This is a genomic window from Pseudomonas sp. 910_23, from assembly GCF_052850795.1.
The window spans coordinates 153,918-178,581 of sequence record NZ_VXCZ01000007.1 but is presented as its reverse complement, the minus strand read 5'-3'; the positions used below and the strand labels follow the sequence as shown (position 1 = coordinate 178,581).

The following is a 24,664-nucleotide window of genomic DNA, read 5'->3' as shown; positions in this document are numbered from 1 at the left end:
CTTATGTCACCGGCAAAGGCCGAGACGTAAAGTCTGCCGATGCGATTGAAAAGTTATCTGCTCCAGATCAACCCCGTCCTCTCCCGACCCGAAGCAGCCAGGAGGCTGCTTCGTATTTTTGCGACTGTGCTGCTGGTAGGCATCCTCAGCGGGGTCTATACCTTTTTGCTGTCGACCTTCAACAACGACATCTCCCAGCGCCGCGGCTACATGAGCAGCGCCATTGCCGAAGCCCATACCTTTTTCACCAACCGCCAAGCCCTGCTCGAAAGCCTGAGCCTGTCGGCAGTGCGCAAGCAGTCCAGGGTCTATCCGTCCTCGGCCGAAGAACAACACCTGGAATTAGGCGACACATCAGGCAACCAGTGGAGCATCTGGCTGACCGCACGCATGCGCGACTACCTCAAGGCCAAACAGCTTAACCTGCTCTATGTCAACGCCGGCCCCAACCCGCAAGTGATGCGCCTTTACGACGCCACCCCGCAGGTATTGCCGATTTCCAAATGCATGCTCAACCGCCTCAAGGCCCTGCAGCACACCGACCCGGCCACGCTTAACGAACTTTGGCTGAGCGACAGGACTGAACAGCACTCGCACCTGTATATCTTCATCCGCCTGGACGAGCGTGATCGCGACTCCGGCTGGCTGGGACTGGAGATGGAGAGCAGGGAAGTCTCCTCGACACTCAGCGACCAGAGCGCCGGTGAGTTCATGATGCTCAATTCCCAGGGCATGCTGGTGTTCACCAACAGCACCGATACACAGTTGAGCCAGCAACACCTGAGGCCCGGCGAAGACAGTTTTTTCGGTTTTGTCGGCAACGGCTGGCTACCCGACCACCTGGTGATTCGCAAACACCTGAAGTCCTCCGAGTGGCAGTTGATGTACTCCATCGACCTGCGTGCGGTGGTCACCGGCGTGTGGAAACAGCTGCTCGGTTCGCTGCTGTTCTGCCTGTTCAGCCTGACACTGATCTGGCTGGTGATGCGCCGCGTCGACCAGCGTTTCATCCTTCCGTCGATCCATCGCATCCAGGCGTTGATTGAAAGCGAAGCCTTCGGCCGCGATGTGATCCAGACCGCCCCCGTGGCCCTCTGCGTGCTGCGCCGCACCGACGGCCAGGTGGTACTGGAAAACACCCTGGCCCAGCAATGGCTGGGTAACGGGCCGGAGCGCGAGGCGCTGCGCGCCGGCTGGATCGAGCAAGCCTTTGCCAACGGCCCTTCCGAGCGCAGTGACTACTTTGAAACCATCGACGGCCGTCATCTGTACCTGAGCAGTGCACCGACCCGCTACAAAGGCGAAGACGTGCTGTTTTGCGCCTTCAGTGATATCAGTGCGCGCAAGCAGGTCGAGGCGGCGCTGGAAGAGGCGCGGCAATCGGCGGACGCAGCCAACGCGGCAAAAACTCTGTTCCTGGCGACCATGAGCCATGAAATCCGTACACCGCTGTATGGCGTGCTCGGCACCCTGGAACTGTTGGCGCGCACGCAACTGGATGCGCAACAAAAGGACTATCTGCAGGCGATCGAAGGCTCATCGTCGACCTTGCTGCAACTGATCTGCGATGTGCTGGACGTATCGAAGATCGAGGCCGGGCAGCTGGCACTGGAGATGAGCGAGTTCTCGCCGCTGGACCTGGTGCATGAAATCATCCAGGGCTACGCCGCAGCGGCCCACGCCAAGGGCCTGCAGCTGTATGCCTGCTTCGATCCCAAGCTGCCGGAACTCCTGATCGGCGACGTAACGCGCATCCGCCAGATTCTCAATAACCTGCTCAATAACGCGGTGAAATTCACCGACTATGGGCGCGTGGTGCTGCGGGTCAAAGTGCTGGGCCGCGACGGGGAACGCTCCAGTCTGTTGTGGCAAGTCTCGGACACCGGCAAAGGTATCGCCCAGGAAGATCAGGCGATGATCTTCGAGCCGTTTTACCAGAGTGAGGGCAATACCAATGTGGTCGCCGGCACCGGCCTGGGCCTGCCGATCTGCCAGCGCCTGACGGAGTTGATGAACGGCAATATCCGCATGGTCAGCGAACTCGGCCTGGGTAGCAGTTTCAGCCTGATCCTGCCGTTGGAGGAAGCATCTGTTGCACCGATGACACCGTTGCTGGCCGAGACCATTTACGTGGCCTCGCCGATCCCGGAACTGGCAAACGCGATCGCCGGCTGGTTGCGCCGTTGGGGCGCAAGGGCCCAGGCCGGCTTGCCGACGCTGGCGGACACGCATCTGCTGTTGCAAGTGCACCCCGGCAGCGTCGACCCGTTGCTGGTGCCCGAGTGGCCCGGGCCGGTGATTCACGTAAGCAGCAACGCCTGCCCCGGCGTAGAAGCCGACGCCGGCGCCTGGCACGTCAACCTCAACCACCTGGGGGCTATTCATCAGGCCGTGAGCCAGGCGCAAGGGCTATGGGTGGCCCGCGCCGATGAGCAAACGCACCGGCGGGACCTGAACAAACTCAACCTGCACCTGCTGGTGGCCGAGGACAACATCATCAACCAGCTGATTTTGCGTGATCAACTCGAAGAACTCGGCTGCACCGTGGAGCTGGCGGCCGACGGTCAGCAAGCGTTACAGCTCTACACCGCCGGCAATTTCGACGTGGTGTTGACGGATGTGAACATGCCCCATATCAACGGCTATGAACTGGCGCGTGAACTGCGTCGACAGGGCTGCACGTTGCCGATTATCGGGGCCACCGCCAACGCCATGCGCGGCGAGGCCGACCTGTGCCTGGCCGCCGGCATGAACCATTGCCTGGTCAAACCCTTTGCGTTGCGGGCTCTATTCAACTCCCTGGCGCCTTATGCACGGATCCCCCATGAAGCCCCTTAGTATTCTGATTGTCGAGGACCATCCCCTGCAGCATATCTACCTGCAGAACCTGCTCAGCGAGTTGGGAGATTTCCTGCTCGAAACCGCCGAGGATGGCAAAGAAGCGCTGGAGCGCCTGCGCCAGCGGGACTTCGACCTGGTACTGACCGACCTGCTGATGCCCGGCATGGACGGCGTGCAGTTTATCCAGTGCCTGGCCAGCCTGCGCTGCAAGCCGGCGCTGGCGATCATGAGCGCGGCGTCGAGACGCATGCTGATGGCGGCCAGCCTGGTGGCGAAAAACCTCGATGTGGAAGTGATTGGCCTGATTTCCAAACCCGTGAACGCCGAGGCCTTGCGCACCCTGGTCAACCAACTCAGAAACAGGGTGCGCAAGCCTGCCCCCGAATTACCAGAGCACATGGACATCGACCGTCACACGCTGGTGCAGGCCATGAGCAGCGGCCAGTTCCAGGCCTGGTTCCAGCCGAAAAAATCCCTGGCCAACGGCCGTATCGTCGCCGCCGAAGCCCTGGTGCGCTGGATGCACCCCGAGCAAGGCGTGATGCTGCCTGCCGCGTTCCTGCCGGCGATCAAGGCGTTCGAACTGGAGGAGCGGCTGTTGTGGCTGGTGCTCAAGCAAGCGATCCACGCCCAGGAACACTGGCGCCAGCGCGGCTATGAAATTCCAGTGTCGATCAACCTGCCGACCCACTTGCTCAACAGCCATGACCTGGCAGACCGTTTGCTGGAGTTCGTGCTGCACCACAATGGTATCCCGGGCATGATCTGCTTTGAGTTGATGGAGTGTTCGGTGCCGCAGGACATCAGCAACTTCTACGCCGGCGCCTGCCGATTGCGGATCAAGGGGTTCGGTTTGTCCCAGGATGATTTCGGCAAGGGCTACAGCTCCTACCTCAATCTGGTGTCCACGCCCTTTACCGAACTGAAGATCGACCAGGCACTGGTGCAGGGCAGTCACGACAACGAAGGCATCGCCCAGGCATTGGCGAGCATTATCGCGCTGGGCCGCAAGTTGGGTCTGACGGTGGTCGCCGAGGGCGTGGAAACCCCGCAGCAATTGGCGCTGCTGCGCAAAATCGACTGCAATCAGGTGCAGGGTTTCCTGATCTCTCACGCCGTGTCTTCGGACCAATTTCAGCAACTACTGAACAATGATGGCCCCGCGACATCTCACTAGCTGGCGGCCCCGGATTACTTGCCCTTTAAAGGAGTAAGCAGCATCCAGTGCCGATTTTTCCTGCGCCTGCGGACCCCCTGATGAAGCACAACAACGCGATCCTCGAAGCCTTTACCCGCAGCTCATTGCGCCTGAACAAGGGCTTGATGGTCCTGATGGGAATTGCTTTGCTACTGGTACTGACCAATTACTGGTCTCTGCAAAGGGGCGTCGAAATCCGGTACGGCGCCATGCGCTTTCACTTTGCGCGACTGATGGAAAATCTCTCAGATCAGCAAACCTACCTCAAGAGCCTGACGCATCCCGGCATCCAGGCCGAACTGCTGCACGCCACCCACGTGCAGATCAGCCTCAAGAGCCGCATGGTCGACAACCGCCGCACGTTGTACGAAGGCCAGAAGTATTCGTTTTCGGTACCGTTCAGCATCAAGTTCGATGAACAGCAGATCGGCGCCGCCGCCAGACCGCCGATTTTTGCCCTGGGCGCGCACCTGACCAGTTACTACAGCGCCTTCTGGTCCTCGTCGCCGTACGAGGCACCGCAAACCTTTGTGCTCAATCGCCAGACCAACTACACCATCACCATTCCGTCCGTGGGCTACCGGCACCGGGAAAGCCCCGAGGATACCGATAACCCGGTGGCGCGGGTCAACGCCGTGCAGCAAATCCTTGCACAGACGCCGCAGCCGCTGGAGCAGAATCGGGTGTATTGGCAGGCCGGTCCCGAACCCGAGCATTTGCTGGCCTACATCGGCCTGCCACTCGACGCACAGGGCCAGGCAGTGATCGGCACCCTGCTCGACGTGTCGCAGGTCGACGATGTACAGCGCGCATTGAATCACTCGGCGTTTGATCGCTTCACCCTGATTGGCCCTGACGGCAGCCGGTTGATCGGGCCTACCATCCAGGCGCAGCTCAGCGACGGTGTGCACTTCACGGCCAACGGCATTGAATTCAAGATAACCCAGGCCGGCGACCAGCCCTGGAGCGCGGTCTATGGCCTGAACTACTCGCACTTCTTTCACTCCGCATTGTGGCCGTTGAGCACCTTGGCTTTGCTGCTGTTCAGCCTGATCACCCTGGGTTGGGCCGGCAGTCGCTGGTATCGGCGCCAGGTGATTACGCCGGCGCAACTGGCCCACGAACGCATTGCCGAAAGCGTGGCATTCAGCCGCGTGATCATCGACACCGCCCCCACCGGGTTATGCGTGGTGCGACGCAGCGATGGCAAGGTGTTGATCGAAAACCAGCGGGCCCAGCAATGGCCGGGTACCGCACGTTTGGTGGCGGCCATGGCCGGTAAGCACGACATGGCTGAGAGCGGAGAAACGCATCTGGAGATCGAGGGCCGGCACCTGCAGATCGGCTTTGTGTCGACCCGCTATCAGGCTGAAAACGTGCGCCTGTACGCTTTCAACGATATTACCCGGCATATCGAAGATGCCCAGTCCCTGGAGGAAGCGCGTCACGCCGCCGATGCGGCCAGCGAGGCCAAGACGTTGTTCCTGGCAACGATGAGCCATGAAATCCGCACGCCGCTGTATGGCGTGCTCGGCACCCTCGAATTACTCGGTCTGACGAACCTTGACCCACACCAGAAGGCCTACCTTCACACCATCCAGCGCTCGTCCGCCACGCTGTTCCAACTGATCAGCGATGTGCTGGATGTCTCGAAGATCGAGTCCGGGCAAATGGCGATAGAAGCTGTGGAGTTCTGCCCGCTGGACATGCTCGAAGACACCCTGCACACCTACGCCGCTTTCGCCCATCGCAAGGGGCTGCAGCTCTATAGCTGCATTGACCCGCAGTTGCCGGACTGCGTGATGGGCGACCCGATGCGCATCCGCCAGATTCTCAATAACCTGGTCAGCAACGCGATCAAATTCACCGATTTCGGGCGCGTGGTGATTCGTGCCAGGGTGACGGGGCGCGACGCCAATCATGTCGACCTGCAATGGCAAGTCACCGACTCGGGCGTAGGCATCCCCGAGGCGCAGCAGGCCAAGCTCTTCGATGTGTTCTACCAGGCGCCGGACACCGCCAGCGAAGGTGGCGCCGGGCTTGGCCTACCGATCTGCCGGTGGCTGGCGCAGATGATGGACGGCGAGATCCGTGTGGTCAGCGAGCCTGGGCTGGGCAGCAGCTTTACGTTGAAAATGCGCCTGCCGCTGTGTGGCGGCACACTCACCAACCTGCCGCTGATCGAACCCAGCCCGACGCCGGTATACGTACAGGCACCGGTACGCGAACTGGCGCAGGCGATGAGTGACTGGCTCAACCGCCTAGGCATTACCGCCGCCCTGGCGGCGACCACCCAAGACAAAGACAACCACCATGCAGTGCTGGTGGACCTGTTGCCCAGGGAGCCCGCCAGGCCATGGGTCGGCCAGCGCGTGCTGTGCCTGCCGGGGGCGCACAGCCCGCCGCTGCACACGGCGCAAGGCTGGGTGGTGGATCTGCACGACGTACGCGCCCTCGCCGCCACCGTGTCACTGGCGCAGCATGGCAAGCATGAGCAGCCGACGCCGACCCGACCACAAAGCGCGGGGCGGTTGGGGCTGCGCATCCTGGTGGCCGAGGACAACCCGGTCAACCAGGCGATCATCAAGGAGCAGCTGGAGGCACTCGGTTGCTCAGTGAGCCTGGCCGCCAACGGCGAGCAGGCGTTGCAATTGTGGCAACCCCAGGCTTTCGACCTGGTACTGACCGACGTGAATATGCCGTTGATGAATGGGTACGAGCTGGCCAGAATCCTGCGCGAACATGACCCTCAGTTGCCGATTATCGGCGTGACCGCCAATGCGATGCGTGAGGAAGGCGTGCGTTGCCTGGCGGTGGGCATGAACGCCTGGATCGTCAAGCCCTTGAGCCTGCAAACCCTGCGTGGCCAGTTGATCAAGCTGTGCAAGGTCCAGCCCCCGGTTGAGCCTGCCGCGTCGGTATTCGACGACAGTGTGCAACTGTCGGACAAGATGCGCCCGCTGTTCATCAGCAGCGTGCAGCAGGACATACAGCGCATCGGTGTGGCTCTGGCACAGCGTGATACCCGCAACCTCGGCCAATTGCTGCATTCGATCGCCGGCGCCCTGGGTGCTGTTCAGGCCCTCAGCCTGGCCCAGGCGTGCATCGAACTGGAAAGCGCCCTTGACCGCGGCAGCCTCGACACAACGCTTGAGCTCAAGGTGAAGACTGTGATGCGGCGTCTGTCGGCCGTTCTGGAGACTCTCCAGCCCGGGCATTCTTCACTCACTTGAACTGGCACTACGGACGGCCCTTTATGAAAAAATTCAACGTGGTAATCGCCGACGATCACCCGATCGTGTTGCTGGGCGTTCGCGAACTGGTAGAGCGTGACATGCGCTTTCAAGTCGTCGGCGAGGCCGTGTGTTCGGCCGGCCTGATCGAGCTGTTGCAGCATCAAGGCGCTGACATCGTGATTACCGACTACAACATGCCGGGCGACTCGCCTTATGGCGATGGCCTGAAGCTGGTGGAGTACCTGAAACGACACTTCCCGCAGGTACAGATCCTGATCCTGACCATGATCTCCAACCACCTGATCCTCACCCGCCTGCAAGAGCTGGGCGTGGTCGGCATCATCCAGAAAAGCCAGTTGCATACCGAGATTCAACTGGCACTCAAGGCGATCGCCCAGGACAGCGACTATCGCAGCCTGGAGCCGCCAAAGACCTCGGTGATAGAGACCCTCACGGCAATTGACGAGCGCTTTACCAGTTTGTCGCCCAAAGAGTTCGAGATCCTGCGCCTGTTTATTTCCGGCATGAGCGTGAGTGACATTGCGCGCCGCCAGAACCGAAGTTCAAAGACCATCAGCGCACAAAAGATATCGGCCATGCGCAAACTTGAAGTGAGCAGCGACCAGGATCTACTTGCTTATTGCCTGGAACGAAACATCTTCAACTAACGCATAACTTGCAAGCCATTCCTGGACAATGGCTTTGCCCTTTGTTTTCGAGCCTTCCACCGTAGCAACAGCACAAATAAGCTGCCCGCCCCAGAGCTTATAAGAATCGTCTTATTCGCTCCCTCCGCCTCGTCGCCTACTCTTTGCTCGCAGTTCAACAACAGCACTTTTTTCAACTAACACTTACGGACATCATCATGAAGAAGTTTTCCCTGGCTGTGATCGCCTCGGCCATTATCGCCGCTTCCGGCAGTGCATTTGCCGCGGACCCTGCTCCGACGCCAACTCTGGGCGGCAGCGGTAAAATCACCTTCACCGGCGTCATTAATAACGATGCCTGCTCGGTGGACGGCGCCAACTCCGACCGCACCATTTCGGTGGACATGGGCAACGTATCGATCAAGGACATGGGCACCGCGGAAAACCCGACCGCAGGTCGCGTGACCGCCAAAGACTTCAACCTGAACGTCAACTGCAACCAGGGCACCAAGGTCGCCATGATCTTTGACGCCAACAACGGCGGTTCGGGCCTGGTCACCGGCAAAAAGGTACTGGCCCTGAACCCGGGTTCGGCCACTGCACAAAACGTCGGTATTGCCCTGCTCGACAGCAAGGGCGGTCTGATTGACCTCAGCTCGCCAAGCACCGCACGCATTGAAAGCACCATGCACGGTGCCGGTACTGAAGGCGGCGACGCCACCCTGAGCTTCGCGGCCGCCTACGTCACTACCGCAGCCGCGGGTTCGTCCACCGCCGGTCGCGGTGACGCCACCCTGCCGTTCATCCTGCAATACGAATAATTCGGCGCCCCGGGCACCGAACGCGCGAGGCCTTGCGGCCTCGCCATTGTCTTCTGATTACACCGGATAACCCTCATGCCGCCTCGTTCTATCGCCGCATGTCTGGGGCTGCTGGGCTTGCTCATGGCTACCCAGGCCGCCGCCAGCATTTCATTGAATGCCACCCGTATCGTGTTTGACGGTGACCACAAGGAAGCCAACATTACCGTGCGTAACGGTAACCAGGATGTATTGATTCAATCCTGGGTCGACATGAACGATGCCCGCGCCAGCCGCGCGCCGTTTGCCGTCACCCCGCCCCTGGCGCGGGTATTTGCCAAGGAACAACAACTGCTGCGAATCCTGTACGAAGGCACCGGCATGCCCACGGACCGCGAGTCGGTGGTGTGGCTCAACGTGCAGGAAATCCCCAAGGCCAGCGAAGCCGAGAACACTTTGCAGTTGGCTATACGCCAACGCATCAAGATTTTTTACCGCCCTGCAGGCCTCACCGGCAGTGCGCTGCAAGCCCCTGCGCAGCTTGAATGGACGCTGGTCAAACACGGCAGCCAAACCCTGTTGCAGGTGAAAAACCCGACGCTGTACCACGTGTCCATGGCCGACATCAAAGTGCAGGCGGTATTTGCCAGCGACTCCACCATGATTGCGCCAGGCGAACAAAAACAGTTTGCGCTCAGTGCTCCAGTTGCCAGCGGGCCGGTGCAGTTGTCGTTTTCCAGCATCAATGACTACGGCGCGCAGAATCACTACAGCGCGCCGCTGTCCAGCGGCACTGCGCTACCGGCGCATGCGACTGAATCGCGCCTCAACCCCTAAGCACTTTCGCTAACCCACAGGCTCACTTCGCGTGCGTGTTTGCGTGCCCGGCTGTCCGTCAATCAGGGATGTCATAGGTCTTCGCATGTCCTTTCTTTCCAGCAACAGGCCCGCACGTGGCGTACTGAAGTTGAAGACGCTGTCGCTGGCGATCGCTGCCAGCTTGCCCAGCCTGGCCATGGCCGATGACGCTGCGGAAACCTTCAACACCACCTTCCTGCAAGGCTCGCAGTCACCAGTGGACCTGCAGCAATTGCTCTCGGCCAACAGCGTGCTGCCGGGCAACTACCGCGTCGACCTGTACAGCAACGAAGTGCTGGTGGGCCGACGCGACATCGACTTCAAGCGCAACCCCAAGAACGACCGCGTCGAAGCCTGCCTGACCCTCGACCTGCTCAAGCAACTGGGTATCGACCTGCACCGTTTGCAGGCCGAGGGCAAGCTCGACCCGCAGCAGCCGCAGGAATGCTACGCCCTTGCCGACATGATCGAAGACGCCAGCGTGCGCTACGACAGCAGCCGTCTGCGCCTGCTCGCGAGTATTCCGCAGGTAGCGATGCAGCGCGGCCTGCGCGGGTATGTCGACCCACAGTTGTGGGACGACGGTGTGCCCGCCGCCTTCATCAATTACCAGCTCAACAGCAGCCGCACCGCTGGCGACTACAAGACCCGCATCGCCAGTAACCTGGGCCTGCGCAACGGCATCAATCTGGGGGCCTGGCGCCTGCGCAACGAGTCGAACCTGAGCGGCGGCACCGATCGCTCGAATACCTTCACCAGCAACCGCACGTACTTGCAGCATGACGTCACCGCGATCAAGGGCCAATTCAGCGCCGGTGAAATTTTCTCCGACACCGACTTGTTCGACAGCGTGCGCTATCGCGGGGTCAAGCTGGCTTCCGACGACGGCATGCGCGCCGACAGCGAGCGCGGCTACGCGCCGGTGATCCGCGGCGTGGCGCAGACCAACGCGACGGTTGAGATCCGCCAGAACGACTACATCCTCTACACCGCCAACGTCGCGCCGGGGCCGTTCGAGATCAACGATATCTACCCCAGCGGCTCCAACGGTGACCTGCAAATCACCGTGATCGAAGCCGACGGCACGCGCCGGGTGACGATGCAGGCGTTCTCCAGCCTGCCGATCATGGTGCGCGAAGGCCAGGTCAAATACAGCGTCTCGGCGGGCACGTTCAAAAGCAATGCCGATGGCCTGGCAAGCCCGCGTTTTTTTAGCGGTACGCTGGCTTACGGCTTGACCAGCAACCTCAGCGGGATTGTCGGTGTGCAAGCCAGTGAGGACTACAGCGCGCTGTCGATCGGCGCCGGCCGGAACACCTCGTTCGGTGCGTTCTCCCTGGATACCACCCATTCGTCCAGCAAGGCCCAGGGGCGAACCTCCCAGGGCAGCAGCGTACGCGCCTTGTACGCCAAGACCTTTGCCGGCACCGATACCAACTTCACCCTGGCCGCCTATCGCTACTCCACCGAGGGCTATCGCACCCTCACCGACCATGTGGAAGACAGCAGCGAAGACCTGCGCGTACGCACCGGCCACTCGAAAACCCGCACCGACCTGACCATCAACCAGAGCATCGGACGCAACAGCGAATTCGGCAGCCTGTATGTGAACGCCAGCGACCAACGCTACTGGAATCGCGGCGGCTCCCAGAGCTTTTCCGCGGGCTACACCGGCAACTGGGGCGACCTGAGCTACAACCTTGGCGTGACCCGCACCAAGCAGATCGTCACCTGGGGCGAGCCGAGCAGCGACACGCAGGTGAACCTGTCGGTGTCTTTCCCGCTGGGCAGCCAGGCCCGCGCGCCACGAGCGTTTGTCACCACCAGCCACCAACGTGGCGACACCACCACCCAAGCGGGCATCAACGGCTACGTGGCCGACACCAGCGACACCTTCTATTCGGTGCAGGCGGGCCACAGTGACACCAGCGGCGACTCAGGCTCGGTGAACATCAACAGCCGCACCGCCGTGGCAGACGTCAGCCTCGGTTACAGCCAGGGCCAGGGCTACAACTCACAAAACTTCAACCTTGCCGGTTCTGTGGTGGCCCATGCTGGCGGCGTCAACCTGGGGCAAACCGTCAGCGAGACCTTCGCCCTGGCCGAGGTGCCTGGCGTCGCTGGAGCCAAGATCAGCAGCTACAGCGGGGTGGAAACCGGTTACAACGGCTATGCGGTGGTGCCCACTGCGCAACCCTACCGGGTCAACTGGATCAGCCTGGACACCCGCGACCTGGGTGGCGACGTGGAAATCACCAACGCCACCCAGCAACTGGTGCCGCGCCGTGGCGCCATCGTGGTGGCGCATTACAGTGGTACTACCGGACGGCGGGTGTTGTTTGAGTTGTTTGATGCACAGCATCAACCGCTGTCGTTTGGTGCCTCACTGGAAGACGCCAATGGCAAGCAGTTGGCGATTGCCGACCCCAATGGTAATGCCCTGGCGCTGGTGGAAGAGGATCAGGGCACGCTGATCATCAAGTGGGGGGAACAGCGTTGTCGGGCCACCTATGCGTTGCCACCGCCGAACAAGGCGCTGAACTATGAGCGCCAGTCACTGGTGTGCACGCCTTGATTGTGCGGGTGATTGCGCTACTGTGCCGACCACGCACCCATCCTCTGCGAGATTTGCCCATGCGTAACCTGTTCCTTGCCAGTGCCTGCCTGCTGACCACCGCCCTGGCAGGCTGCCAGCAAACACCCCCGGCCAACGACCAACTCGACGCCGTGCTCTGGACCCAGACGTCCATCGAGCACGAGATGATCTACCGCCAGCTCTTCGCCAACGCCACCCGCCAACTCGATGTAGCGCTGGCCGACCCCAACTGGGACGCACTGCCTTTACCTGCGCGCAAGCTGACCGGTTTGCCGCCGGCGGTGATTGTGGATATCGACGAGACGCTGTTGGACAACGTGCCGCTCAACGCTCGCGACATCATCAACAATCAGGTCTATTCCTACGATCGCTGGAATACCTGGGTCGAGCAGGCCAAGGCCGAGGCACTGCCGGGTTCCGTGGCGTTCCTGCAAGCGGCCAGGCAAAAAGGCATCAAGGTGTATTACCTCACCAACCGCGAGCACAGCCAGGTCGCGGCCACCGCCAAAAACCTGCGTTTGCGCGGCTTTCCGATAGAGAGCGACGCACAGGTCCTGGCGGCCAGCACGCCTACCGGCCACTGTGAAAGCGCTGGCTATGGCAAGAACTGCCGTCGCCAGTGGGTCGCCAGCCAAGCCCGCGTGTTGTTGATGGCCGGTGACTCGCTGGGAGATTTCGTGCAGGCCGAACACAACACCCTGGCTGCGCAGCGCAAGGCCGTCGAACCCTATATGAACTGGCTGGGGCAGCGCTGGTTCCTGCTGCCCAACCCGAGCTACGGCAATTGGTACAGCGCGCCGTATGGGGATGATGAAACCTTACCGTTTGTCCAGAAGCGCAAGCTCAAGCAGCAGGCTTTGTTGTTGCAGCAATAAAGAGTAGCCATGTGGAAGGGGGCTTGCTCCCGATAGCAGTGGTTCAGTCAACACATGCAGTGACTGACAATCCGCTATCGGGAGCAAGCCCCCTCCCACATTGGATCTGCGTATCAGGAGCGATCAACACTTCAGCCCTGAGGCTTGGTGTGCCAACCCGAGGGCCGTTCATCCCACTCATTTGCACCGCTGCCCTCTTGTCATCACACTCGTCATCCACCCGTCGACTCAGGAATCGCAGATGCCTCACTCCTTGCTCAAGCCTGCCTTGCCCGGCGTTGCGCTGCGGCGATGGCGTTTGCTGCACCGCATCAAGCAAAGTCATGCAGCGCAGTTGTTCAACGTCACGCAATCGACTATTTCGCGCTGGGAAAGTGGCGTACAAGCGATGGATCCGGCTGCGCACCAACAGCTTGAGCAGTTGTTGGCAGCCCGACTTGATGCAGCCGCCGATCAGGCATTGGCCCGGCTGGTCAGCGAGAGTTCGCAAGCGATGCACTTGGTGTGCGACCTGACGCACCGCCTGCTCGCGTGCTCGCCTTCCCGCGCACGCCAGTTCAGCAGCCCGCTCGCCGAGCTTATGGGCCAGTCGTTGTGGCGCTTCGCAACGCCGCAAATCCAGCTGATCGAAGCCAGCCTGGAGCATACCGGCTGGCGTGAAACCCAGGCACCACCGGCCCTTGAATTCACCACTGGAAGCAACGACTCCAATCTCGTGCCCATACGCCCAAGCCTGTGTCGCTGGACACGCATGACCCTGAGCGATGGCAGCGCAGCACGCCTGGTCGAGACACTCTGAAAGCCCACCGCGCATATTATATGCGTGGACGATCTGCGCTCGCGCACCTAGGCTTACCTGCACAACCGACCTTGCGAGGCAGCATCATGGACATGGAAAAAATCAAAGGCCGTCTCGATTTTCTGCGCGAAGCGGAAAAACTCAAGGATGTGCTCAGAAGCGCCCACACGGCTTCGGGCCGCACTGAAAGCACGGCCGAACACAGTTGGCGCCTGTGTCTGATGGCGATGGTGTTCGCCGATCAATTGCCCGGCCTGGACCTGCTGAAAATCCTCAAAATGTGCGTTATCCATGATTTGGGCGAAGCCATCCACGGCGATATCCCGGCGGTCAGCCAGGCGGCCTTTCCCAACAAGGGTGAACAGGAGCGACTCGACCTGCTGCTGTTGGCGCAGTCCCTGGACAGCCCCCTGAAAGCCGAGATCCTGACGTTATGGGATGACTACGAGAACGCACGCTCGCCGGAAGCAAAAGCCGTCAAGGCCATGGACAAACTGGAGACCCTGCTGCAGCACACCCAAGGGCTGAACCCGCCCGATTTCGATTACGCCTTCAACCTGGCCTACGGCAAAAAACACACAGATGCAGCCCCTTTGTTCGAAGCGCTGCGGGCATTGATCGATCGGGCGACAGAGCAAAGGCTCCACGCCGCAGAGTGACGGGCGGCATCACACCGCCCGGGCAGCAATCGCCTCCACTTCCACCAACGCCCCCGGCAACGGCAGCGCCACCACTTGCAACGCGGTCCGCGCCGGTTTGTTCGGCTGCTCGGGCGAACCGAAGAACTGCGTATACCCCCGCTGCAACCCGGCAAAATCCAGCTTGCCGTCGGTTTCTTCCGCGCCGACCAGAAATACCCGCAACTGCACGATATCGCCCAGGTCCAGATCCTGCTGCTGGAGGATTTTGCGCAGCTTGTTAAACACTGAAACAGTCTGTACTTCGGTGTCGCCATAAGCCCCAGGCACATTTGGGTCGGCGAGGTCGGGCAGCGTGCCGCTGACGAATATCAGACTGGCCGAGGCCGGCACGGTGACGGTTTGCGAGATGGGAAAATCGCCCACGCTGGTGCGTTGAATGCTGTCGCTCATGGTATTGCTCCTCAAGAGGCGGCCACAGCCGCGATCTGTCGTTGTTGGGTGATGTGCTCGGCCAGTTGCGCCACCACATGGCGCGCGGAGTTGGCCGCCGACTCCTGCCAGATGCCCACGCCACTTTGCACCAGGCCGTCGCCGGCGAAGTACACCCGGCCATGGGGCCGTTCCAGCAAGGCGTGGGCCTGGGCGGGGAAGTGTTCGCGTTGCAGCCACGGGCCTTCGCTGTAGGGGATCTGTTCCCAGGACACCGCCAGTGGATGACGCAAATGTTTGGAATAACCTGGATGCAACAGCTCTACGGCCTGCCGGGAGGCGGCGTACTGCTGTTCGAGTGGCTGCGCGCCGAACACGTCGGCGCCCTCCCCAGTCACGTAACCCGCCACCAGCACGCCTTCGCGGGTGTTGAGGTCGTTGCTGGGGTACCACAGCAAGCGCGCCGGGTGCTCGACCCATGACAGGCCGCCATAGGTGCGGTAATCGGTTTCCCAGAAACGTGGGGATTGCCACGCCACCTTGGTCGCCTGATCGCTGCGAGTGCTGAGCAAGGCGGCCTTGACCGGGTCGCTGAAGTCACTGTCGAGCCTGGCCAAAAGGGGCAGCGGCAAGGTTGAGACCAGGTAATCGGCGCGCACCACCTGTTCGCGGCCGCTGTGCTGGTCGTGATAGGTCACCGCCACGCCGTCCTCCAACTGACGGATCTGTCGCACCTGGGCGCCCAGTTGCACCTGCTCATGCACGCGTCGGTAGAGGGCGTCGGTGATGCGGTCCATGCCGCCCACCGGCTGGAACATGGTGGCTGAAAATTCCGGGAATTCGGTGTGCAACAAAGCGCCCCAGAGTTCCGGGTGCAGCAAGCGCTCCAACCCCAGCGGCTTGTGGCGGGCGGGCAAGGCGCCAGGGTGGGCGGCGGATTCAAGGTGCCCGGAACGCAGGGTGCCCTCGAAGGCCAGCTCCTGGGACAGGTCGCCGTACACCTGCAAAAAACCCAGCAGGCGCGTGCGCTCTTCACCACTCAACACATCGTCAAGGGCGTCACGTTGCACCGCCCTGGCCAGCAACCCGGACAGGTGCCCACGGGTATCGTTGAGCGCCTGGCCGACGCTGAACGCCGGCTGGCTCAGGTCCGGCCGCACCTGGGCGCCATGGCTGCTGTTGACCAGCACTTCCAACGGCACGCCCAGCTCACTGCAATAGTCGAGGATCGTGCGGTGCTGGCTGGGAATGCGCGCCGGGCCGGCATTGAAATACTGGCCCGGATCAAACCCCACGGTTTGCAAGCGACCATCCTTGTAGTCCACGCGGTCGCCGTTGCGCAGGGTCCAGGTGCGACCACCCACGCGCTCACGGGCTTCCAGCACCTGCACGCTGAAGCCAGCGCGGCTCAGCTCCAGGGCCGTGACCAATCCTGCAATCCCGGCGCCCAGCACCAGCACGCGGGTGCCCTGCCCCAGGCCATCCTTGAGTTTCAGCGGTTGCGGTCGGCGGTGTGACGATGGGCCCAGCCCCAACACCGCCAGTGCATCCTTGACCGCCTTCTCACCGCCCACTGCGGCAATGCTCGACAGCGCTTCACGTCGTGTCAGTCCCATGTCGATGCTCCTAGTCCGGCAGGCCCGGTGGATTGATCAGCGACTTGTCGACGCGTTCGACATCCAGGCCCCAACGTTGCAGCACCTGCTCGTATTGCCCTCCGGCAATCGCGCCTTCCAAGGCAGTGTGGATCGGCTGGACCAGGCCGTTGTCCTTGCGCGTGGTCACGGCGATATCGGCCTGCAACGGCCACCCACCGTTGACAGTGCCGACGCGCTTGATGCCGCCGGTGATCGCCGCCGAATAGGCGTACACCGAGTTCGGCCCGAACAGCGCATCGCTGCGCCCTGACTGCACCGCCAGTTGCGCGGCGGCCTGGTCGTCGAAGTATTGCAACAGCGCAGGCTTGAGGCCGGCTTTTTCATTGGCCTCGTTCCAGGCCAGCAGGACCTTTTCCTGGTTGGTGCCGGAGCCGACGATGATCTTCAGCCCGGCAATGTCCGCCGCTTGCTGGATCGCGTTGATCTTGCTGGTGCTCTTGACGTAAAAGCCGAGCACGTCCTGGCGGTAGGTGGCGAAGTCAAAACGCTTCTTGCGTGCCTCGGTGACGGTGACGTTGCTGATCACCGCATCGTATTTGCCCGAACTGACACCCAGGGGCCAGTCTTCCCAGCTGGTCTGCACCACGTTGAGTTGCAGGCCGAGGCTGTCGGCGACCAATTGCGCGGTGTCGGCTTCGCTGCCGATGGTGGTCTTGTCGTCACTGGCAAGCAGCGCCAGAGGTGGCCCTGCTACGCCGGACACCGCCACAGTGAACTTGCCCGGCTGGGCGAACTTGAAGCCCGGCGGGATCTGCGCGATGGCCGCTTCATTGCGCGGCACATGGATGCGCGGGCGGTCGGGGCTGAGATCGACCTGTTGCACAGCGAAGGCGTATTGCGCGGTGCTGACGGCAAGCGCCAGCAAGGTCACGCGGGTGGTGTTGATGAACATGGGCACTCACTCCTTGAACTAAAGCACCTTGCCGAGAAAGGCCTGGGTGCGGGGATGGTGGGGTTGGCGCAGGATCTGTTCGGGCGGGCCTTCTTCGATCAGTTGACCGTCGCAAAGAAACACCACGTGGTCGGCCACTTCACGGGCAAAGCCGATCTCGTGGGTGACGATTACGAGGGTCACGCCCAGTCGGGTCAGGCCCTTGATCACGTCCAGCACCTCGCCTACCAGCTCAGGGTCGAGGGCCGAGGTGGGCTCGTCGAACAGCAGAACCTTCGGGTCCAGGGCCAGGGCCCGGGCGATGGCGACGCGTTGTTGCTGACCACCGGAGAGCTGGCGCGGATAGGCGTCGGCCTTGTCCGCCAGGCCGACCTTGGCCAGCAACTCGGCAGCCTTGAAGTGCGCTTGGGCCTTGCTCCAGCGCTTGTGGGCCAACGGCGCTTCGGCGATGTTTTCCCACGCGGTGAGGTGCGGGAACAGGTTGAAGTTCTGGAATACAAAACCGACGTCGATGCGACGCTTGAGGATCTCGCGCTCCTTGAGTTCGAACAGCAGGTCGCCCTTGCGTCGATAGCCGACATATTCACCGTCGATGGTGATATGCCCGCTGTCGATTTTCTCTAGGTGGTTGATGGTGCGCAGCAGGGTGGACTTGCCCGAGCCGGACGGCCCGAGGATCACCGTGACCTTGCCGGGGTCGATGGTCAGGTCGATGTTATCGAGCACCTGCTGGTTGCCAAAGCGCTTGCCCACGCCCTGGATCTGGATGCGCCCGGCGCGTGCTTCAGCCATGGGACTTCTCCTTGAGCCACAGGCGCAGGCGCTGCAACGGCGTCGGCGGCAGCACCCGCGCGGTGCCGCGGGCAAAGTGACGCTCGACGTAGTACTGGGCGCTGGTGAGCACGGTGGTGATGATCAGGTACCAGACCGTGGCGACGATCAGCAGCGGAATTACCGCCTGGGTACGGTTGTAGATGACTTGCACGGTGTAGAACAGCTCGGGCAAGGCCAGCACGTAGACGATGGAGGTGCCCTTGACCAGGCCGATGATTTCATTGAACCCTGATGGCAAAATCGAGCGCAGCGCTTGGGGCAGGATGATGCGGAAGATGCGCCGCGAGGCCGGCAACCCCAGGGCCGCCGCCGCTTCATGCTGGCCGGCCTCCACACCGATCAGGCCACCGCGGATGATCTCTGCCGCGTAGGCGGCCTGCATCAGGCTCAAGCCCAAAACCGCCACGGTGAATTGACTGAGCACATCCACCGTCGACCACTCGGCGAACACCAGATCGGTGAACGGCACACCGAGCACGATGTGGTCGTACAGGTAGGCAAAGTTGTAGAGGATGATCAGCACCAGCAGCGCCGGCATCGAGCGGAAAAACCAGATATAGCCCCAGGCCAATGCGGCCAGCAACGGCGAACCCGACAGCCGCGCCAACGCTAGCGCCGTGCCAAGGATGATGCTGAACACAGTGCTCAGCAGCGTCAGCAACAGCGTCTGCCCCAAGCCGCGCAGCACCGAGGGCGAGAAGAACCACTGGCCAAACACCCCCCACTCCCAGCGCGGGTTGGTGGCCAGGGAATGCACGATGGCCAGCAGCACCAGCGCGGCGAAGATCGACCCGGCCCAGCGCCAGGGATGCCGGGCGGGCACCACTTGCAGAGCCTTTATCGGCGTCGAGATACGGCGCTGACGCAGCGGTTGTACGCTGACCTCATCAAGCAGGTCGTAGGGTTTGGCGACAATGGGCATGTGCTATTCCTCGCAGGCCTTAGAAGGCGTAAGTCAGCCGGGTGTAGTAGTACCCACCGGTAAAACCGTAGGGCGAATAAGTGCCGTAGCTGGCAACCATGGTGCTGCTCGGCACCCCTTGTTTCTTGGGGTATTGGTCGAACAGGTTCTTGGCGCCGATGGCGATGTTCAGGTCTTTGGTGAGGTTGTAGCCAAGGTCGAGGTCGGTGATCCATTTGGCGCTGTAGACCCGGTCCAGGTCGCGGTTGGCCGATGAGTTGACCTCCTTGTAGGAACCGTAGCGAGTCAGGGCCAGGCTGAGATTGAAGCGTTCGATGCTCCAGTCGCCACCAAGGATCAGCTTGGTATTGGGCTGCACGCCGGTGATCAGGTTGCGGGCCTCGCGATCCATCAGGTCATAAGGCCGGCCAAGGATGCTGGTGGACGCCTTGTAGTTCTGGATTCTGGTCTGGTTCCAGTTGAACGCAGCGGTCCACTTCAGCGCGCCGAACGCGCCCAGGTCCTGGTTGTAGCTGCTGACCAGGTCCAGGCCCTTGGTGCGGGTGTCGGCGCCATTGATAAAGTACTGGCCGCCGGAGGTGGAGTTGATGCCGTTGTTCTGCAGTACCTGGGTGACTTCAGGACCCAGCAAGGTGCCGGTCAGGGTGATGCGGTCTCGTAGATTGATCACGTAGGCATCGGCGGTGAAGCTCAGGCGGTCGGTGGGTGTAAGGGTGAAACCGAGGCTGAAATTGGTGGAGCGTTCGGGCTTCAACTCTTCGGCGCCCAGCGCCTTGGCCGCCGCCGACCCCACCGGCAGCACGCCGTAATTGATCGACTGGTACACGCCGTCCACCACGCCATAGGTGGTGGAGCGCGCACTGAACAAACTGTTGGCCAGGGACGGCGCCCGAAAGCCATTGCTCACCGTGGCACGCACCGCGAACTGCGGCGTGAAGTCGTAGCGGGTGGTCAGCTTGCCGCTGCGGGTGGCACCCACGCCTTCGTTGTAATGCTCATAGCGCAAAGCGGTGCCGACGTACCAATCCGGCAAGGGGTTGAAGCCCACGTCCACATAACTGGCCAGGCTATTGCGAGAAGCGCTGCTTTCTTCCTGCGGGGAAATACCGTTGGTGACCTGAGCCCCTGACGACGCGCAGTTACCCGGCGCCACGCAGTAGCCGCCGTTGGCATAAGACCCGTAGTCACCGGCCTGTACCTCGTAGGTATCGCGCCGATGCTCGAAGCCATAAGACAGGTCCAAGGGTTTTTGCAGGCCGATATCAAAGCCGCGTTTGAAGTCCAGGTTGGTGGTCAACTCGGTGGAAATCCAGGTGCCGGACGTGAAGCTGTTCGGCGTGGCTTCGCCCAGGGACGGGTTCTGGTTGTGGGTGGTGCCCTGCTCCGCTTCATTGCGCCCGTAAGTGGTGGACAGGTCCCAGTCCCACTCACCCAGGGTGCCCTTGCCGCCGAAGGCCGCCTGGAAATCGTCCTCGTCGATGTACCAGGTCGGGGTGTACCCGGCCGGGTAGCCGTTGGGCCCGGTAGTGATGGTGTTGGTGATGGTCGGCAAGCGGAAGTTCTGGCCCTGCTCTGCTTTGCGTCGCGAGTAGGTGGTGAAGGAGTACAGGCTGAGGCTGTCATCGATCGGCAGCTCGGCGTTGTAGCCCAGGGTCAGCAGGTTGGTCTTGGGCGTGCCGTAGCCGCCATAGGTGGACTTGCCTGCCAGGCCATACGCCTGCTCGTAGGTGTAGCCATTGGCGCTGGCCTTGTTGTCATCGTTCTGGCTACGCGCATCCAGAGCCAACTGCACGATGCCGCCGTTACCGATTTCGAAGCCCTTGTTGAGGCTTTGCTGCACCGTCTGTTTCTTACCGTCGTAGCCAAGGCCGGCATTGGTCACCGAAGTGCCGCTGGTGTCGGCCTTGAGGATCACGTTGATCACCCCGGCGATGGCGTCGGAACCGTATTGAGCTGCGGCGCCATCGCGCAGGACTTCCACATGGTCGATGGCACTGATGGGGATCAGGTCCAGATCCGCCGGCGCCGCGCCAGTGTTGATGCCGTTGATATTCAAGGTGGCGCTGGTGTGGCGGCGCTTGCCGTTGACCAGCACCAGTACTTCGGCGGCGCTCAGGCCCCGCAGGTTCGGCGCCCGGGCAATGCCGCTGGCGTCCCAGCCGGTTTTTTCCGGCAAGGTCAGCGACGGGATCACTGCGCTCAACGCCTCCATCAACCCGGGCTTGCCGGTGCTTTGCAGTTGCTTGGCGCTGACCACATCAATCGGCACCGGGCTGCTGGTGACCGTGCGCTGCTCGGCGCCACGGTTGCCGGTGACCACGACGGTAGACAGGGTGCTGTCGTCCTGGGCTTGCGTCGCTGCAGCCAGCAAGGACAACGTCAGGGCGGCGGTGGGTTGTAGAACGTGCTTCATATCCATTCCCGGCTTTTTCCAAATCGCGAAATCGAGCAGGCACGCGCCTGACGCGGCGTGACCGGTGTTCAAAAGGCGTTTCGGCTTGGGCTAGGTGTGGGGCAAGCGAGGGGTTTGAAGTGGCAACATACGTTGAGCTCCCGTCCAACGACTCTGCTGCGGGGGATAGTCACCCGGTCAGGCGCGCAGAATCTGAATCACGCTGGGTACCATCCGAGGTCAGGGGTAGGCTGTTGAGCTCAAACATAACGGAATGAATTTCAAAAATATAATGCTGTTTTGGCATAAGCTAATATTCTCTACTTTCATTATTATTTAATATTTTTATTCATAACGGTAATGTTTAACCCATCAGCAGAAGAGAGATTCTGGGCTAGGGAGGTTGCCCTCGATAGCATAGGTATCTACACAACTTTGCAGCCGCCAACCGTAACCACGATGCGAAGCGAGCCGCTCGTGATCTTGATCTGCTTTTGATCCTAGGCGCCCCGTTAAACCACGCTGGCCGGAATTCGACAGGGATTTGGGGGGTAAACCGGCAGGGATGCCGGTTTAGCCGCCCCGCGCCATGGATGGCGCGTGGCGGCGGCCCCCCAAATCACTGTCGGATTACGGGCACACCGAGCCTAAGCGAGGTGCCGAGTGGTGGGGCAAGAGCCCTTTTGGTTACTTTTGGGGCTCTTTTCCAAAAGTGACCCGCTGTAAAAGCGGAACCAATATCAGCCGTTACCACAGGAATGGATATGTACTCGGTATAACTGTGTTGGCTGTCAGGCCGTCATCGCAGGCAAGCCAGCTCCCACATTTGGATCGCGTCGCATCATTTAGGTAGTCGCTGGCAGTCAAGCCGCCATCGGGAGCAAGCCCCCTCCCACATTGGTACTCGGAGCAGCCAGGATTATTGAGCCGGCCGCAACAGTTGCATCTGCTGGCGATAATCATCAGTCACCTGCCGTGCCTGGCTGCTGCTGGTAATGACTCTTGGCGTAATGAGCACTATCAACTCTGTACGGTCCTTGGACTTGCCAGTATTGCCAAACAACCACCGCAACCCCGGTATCTTCCCCAGATAAGGCACGGCACTGACACTCTCGGCGTTGTCCTGTTTGATCAACCCACCAAGCAATACCGTCTGCCCACTCTGCACCGCCACCTGAGTCGACACCGAGCGTGTGGAAATGCGCGGGTTCACCGGCGTCTCACTGCTGCCCGCCGGGTTCTGGGCATCACTGACCTGCTGCTGGATATCCATGTACACCAGCCCGCCCGGATTGATGCGCGGCACCACATCCAGGATCACCCCGGTCTGTACATATTCGACACTGCTCAAGGTGGTGTCGGCGTCACCGGTGTTGACGGTGGTCTGGCTGATGGGAATGTTATCGCCCACCTGAATCTGAGCCGGCTGATTGTTCATCACCACCAGCGACGGCGCCGACAGCACCTGGGTGCGGCCGTTGGTTTCCAGGGCGTGCAAAGCCACTTGCAGGTTGGAGCTGACAAAGGAGTAGAACAACGAATCCGCCGCCCCCAGCCCCGCCCCGCCACCGCCCAGGGCGCCTTGGCTGCCGGAGGCGTTGGCCACCGTGGTGCTGGTGGAATTGCCCGCCAGGCGGCCCAGATACCACTGCACACCCAGGTCCAGTTCACCGGTGAGTTTGACCTCCAGGATGCGGGTCTCGATCTGCACTTGCAGCGGTGGGTTGTCCAGGCGCTTGATCGCCGCTTCGATCTCTTTCCATTGCGCCGGACGGGTGCGCACCAGCAGCTGGTTGCTGCTCTTTTGCGCGGTGATGCGGGTGCCGGCTTCGAGGTCGCTGGTGGGGGGCGCCTGGGTATTTTCGGCAGGTTCGGATTCGGGTTCGTCGGGTGCAGGCGCTGGGACATTGGCCTGCAGCCCAGCGCTGGTTGACGAGGACAACGTGGTGGTACGCAACCCCGGCGCGACCTTGGCCGGTGCGTCGTCCTTGATCGCGCCATTGCCGTAGATCTGCCGCAAATATTTGGCCAGGTCGGCGGCCTTCATATTGCGCACGTCGTACACATACATCTGCGGCTCGTTGCCGCCGCCCTCGTCGATTGTGCGAATCCAGTCACCCACCTCGCTGAGGTACTCGGGCTGAGACGAAATCGCCACCACCGAGTTGGTGCGCTCGACCGGCAAAAATCGCAACATACCCGCCAGGGGCGTGCCGCTGTCGGCGCCGAACATGGCTTGCAGCTCAGGCATCAGTTCGGCCACCGAGGCGCGTTGCAGGCCGAAGACCGCCACGGACATTCCCTTGAGCCAGTCCACATCGAAAGTGTCGATGGTGTCCTGGTAGTTGGCCAGCTCTTCCGGGGTGCCGGCCAGGCTCAGGACGTTGCGCGCCGGGTCGACCAGCAGAAACGCATTCTCTCGGGCGAAGGGCTTGAGCAGTTTCTGCATCTCGGTGGCGGAGATGTAGCGCAGCGGGAAGAGTCGCGCCGAGAGCCCGCTGGAGGGCTGCGTCACGCGCATCTGCGGCACCAGCTTGCCCGCCACCGCCTGGCTGGCCGGCAGGATCACGTAGCGGCTGCCCTGCTTGATCATGGCGTTGTCGGTCCAGGACAGCAGGGTTTCGAGGATCGACAGGGCCTGCTGCTTGTCCACCGGTTTTGACGTGGAGAAGCTGACATTGCCCTTCACGCCCTCGGCGATGCTGTAGTTCTCGTGCAGCAAGTCGCCCATTACGCTGTTGATCACCGCTTCGATGGGCTGGCCCTGAAAGTTGAAGACGATGTCGCCGCCCTCCTCCTGGGCTTTTACCGGCGCAGTGGGTTTACGCACAAACGTCTGATTGCCACGAATCAGCTGGCGCTGCGGCGGCGACTTCGCCTCGGGCAGAGCGCTTTGCATCGCAGGCGCTGCATTCGGCGGGCGTTGCGAACCGGTGCCTTGCAGCGCCTCGTTCAGCAGCTGGTCGTCCGGATCAAGGCGGTCGGATAAGGATCCACAACCGCCCAAGGAGACGGCAGTGGCCAGGCAAAACAGCGAAGTGCGCAT

17 protein-coding genes are annotated in these 24,664 nt (G+C 61.5%); 10 read left to right on the top strand and 7 right to left on the bottom strand.

The window, feature by feature from the left end; translation table 11 throughout:
• The first annotated feature begins 39 nt into the window (after positions 1 to 39).
• The 10 genes from FW800_RS11050 to FW800_RS11005 all read left to right on the top strand — a co-directional run bounded on the left by FW800_RS11050 (position 40) and on the right by FW800_RS11005 (position 14,509).
• The gene (locus FW800_RS11050) at positions 40 to 2,838 is read left to right on the top strand and encodes an ATP-binding protein (RefSeq protein WP_446437608.1); all 2,799 of its coding nucleotides are present in this window, start codon (positions 40 to 42) and stop codon (positions 2,836 to 2,838) included.
• Positions 2,825 to 4,018, top strand: coding sequence for an EAL domain-containing response regulator (locus FW800_RS11045; protein WP_223019066.1), 1,194 nt, complete (start codon positions 2,825 to 2,827; stop codon positions 4,016 to 4,018). The genes FW800_RS11050 and FW800_RS11045 overlap by 14 nt, the downstream gene beginning before the upstream one ends.
• An 80-nt stretch (positions 4,019 to 4,098) precedes the next feature.
• Positions 4,099 to 7,272 carry a response regulator gene (locus FW800_RS11040; protein ID WP_446437607.1) on the top strand — a complete coding sequence of 1,058 codons (3,174 nt, stop codon included), beginning with the start codon at positions 4,099 to 4,101 and terminating at the stop codon, positions 7,270 to 7,272.
• 23 nt (positions 7,273 to 7,295) lie between these two features.
• Entirely contained in the window at positions 7,296 to 7,943 is a 648-nt protein-coding gene (locus tag FW800_RS11035; RefSeq protein WP_032880328.1) for a response regulator, read from the top strand.
• Between the two features lie 197 nt (positions 7,944 to 8,140).
• On the top strand, positions 8,141 to 8,743 hold the full coding sequence (locus FW800_RS11030) for a fimbrial protein (protein WP_059397238.1): 603 nt from the start codon (positions 8,141 to 8,143) through the stop codon (positions 8,741 to 8,743).
• A gap of 75 nt (positions 8,744 to 8,818) precedes the next feature.
• Complete coding sequence (locus FW800_RS11025) at positions 8,819 to 9,559, top strand: fimbrial biogenesis chaperone (RefSeq protein WP_446437606.1); 741 nt, start codon at positions 8,819 to 8,821, stop codon at positions 9,557 to 9,559.
• Between the two features lie 85 nt (positions 9,560 to 9,644).
• On the top strand, positions 9,645 to 12,155 hold the full coding sequence (locus tag FW800_RS11020; protein ID WP_446437605.1) for a fimbria/pilus outer membrane usher protein: 2,511 nt from the start codon (positions 9,645 to 9,647) through the stop codon (positions 12,153 to 12,155).
• Between the two features lie 59 nt (positions 12,156 to 12,214).
• Positions 12,215 to 13,051 (top strand): 5'-nucleotidase, lipoprotein e(P4) family, encoded by an 837-nt coding sequence (locus tag FW800_RS11015; protein WP_446437604.1) that lies wholly within the window; start codon positions 12,215 to 12,217, stop codon positions 13,049 to 13,051.
• A 241-nt stretch (positions 13,052 to 13,292) separates the two neighbouring features.
• Positions 13,293 to 13,850, top strand: coding sequence for a helix-turn-helix domain-containing protein (locus tag FW800_RS11010; protein WP_005789603.1), 558 nt, complete (start codon positions 13,293 to 13,295; stop codon positions 13,848 to 13,850).
• Positions 13,851 to 13,936: 86 nt separating this feature from the next.
• Complete coding sequence (locus FW800_RS11005; RefSeq protein WP_032880322.1) at positions 13,937 to 14,509, top strand: HD domain-containing protein; 573 nt, start codon at positions 13,937 to 13,939, stop codon at positions 14,507 to 14,509.
• A 9-nt stretch (positions 14,510 to 14,518) separates the two neighbouring features.
• Here FW800_RS11005 and FW800_RS11000 read toward each other — a convergent pair whose 3' ends face one another.
• The 7 genes from FW800_RS11000 to gspD form a co-directional block, all read right to left on the bottom strand.
• The gene (locus tag FW800_RS11000; protein ID WP_446437603.1) at positions 14,519 to 14,941 is read right to left on the bottom strand and encodes a RidA family protein; all 423 of its coding nucleotides are present in this window, start codon (positions 14,939 to 14,941) and stop codon (positions 14,519 to 14,521) included.
• Between the two features lie 11 nt (positions 14,942 to 14,952).
• Entirely contained in the window at positions 14,953 to 16,536 is a 1,584-nt protein-coding gene (locus tag FW800_RS10995) for a flavin monoamine oxidase family protein (protein WP_446437602.1), read from the bottom strand.
• A gap of 10 nt (positions 16,537 to 16,546) precedes the next feature.
• Complete coding sequence (locus tag FW800_RS10990) at positions 16,547 to 17,470, bottom strand: ABC transporter substrate-binding protein (protein WP_223019073.1); 924 nt, start codon at positions 17,468 to 17,470, stop codon at positions 16,547 to 16,549.
• A gap of 18 nt (positions 17,471 to 17,488) precedes the next feature.
• A complete protein-coding gene (locus FW800_RS10985) occupies positions 17,489 to 18,262 on the bottom strand; it encodes an amino acid ABC transporter ATP-binding protein (protein WP_216091805.1) in 774 nt (257 codons plus the stop codon).
• Positions 18,255 to 19,226, bottom strand: a complete 972-nt coding sequence (locus FW800_RS10980) for an amino acid ABC transporter permease (protein WP_446437601.1) — start codon at positions 19,224 to 19,226, stop codon at positions 18,255 to 18,257. Before FW800_RS10980 ends, FW800_RS10985 begins: the two co-directional genes overlap by 8 nt.
• A 19-nt stretch (positions 19,227 to 19,245) precedes the next feature.
• On the bottom strand, positions 19,246 to 21,639 hold the full coding sequence (locus FW800_RS10975; protein ID WP_248090298.1) for a TonB-dependent receptor plug domain-containing protein: 2,394 nt from the start codon (positions 21,637 to 21,639) through the stop codon (positions 19,246 to 19,248).
• A gap of 898 nt (positions 21,640 to 22,537) precedes the next feature.
• On the bottom strand, positions 22,538 to 24,664 hold the full coding sequence (gene gspD, locus FW800_RS10970) for a type II secretion system secretin GspD (protein ID WP_446437600.1): 2,127 nt from the start codon (positions 24,662 to 24,664) through the stop codon (positions 22,538 to 22,540).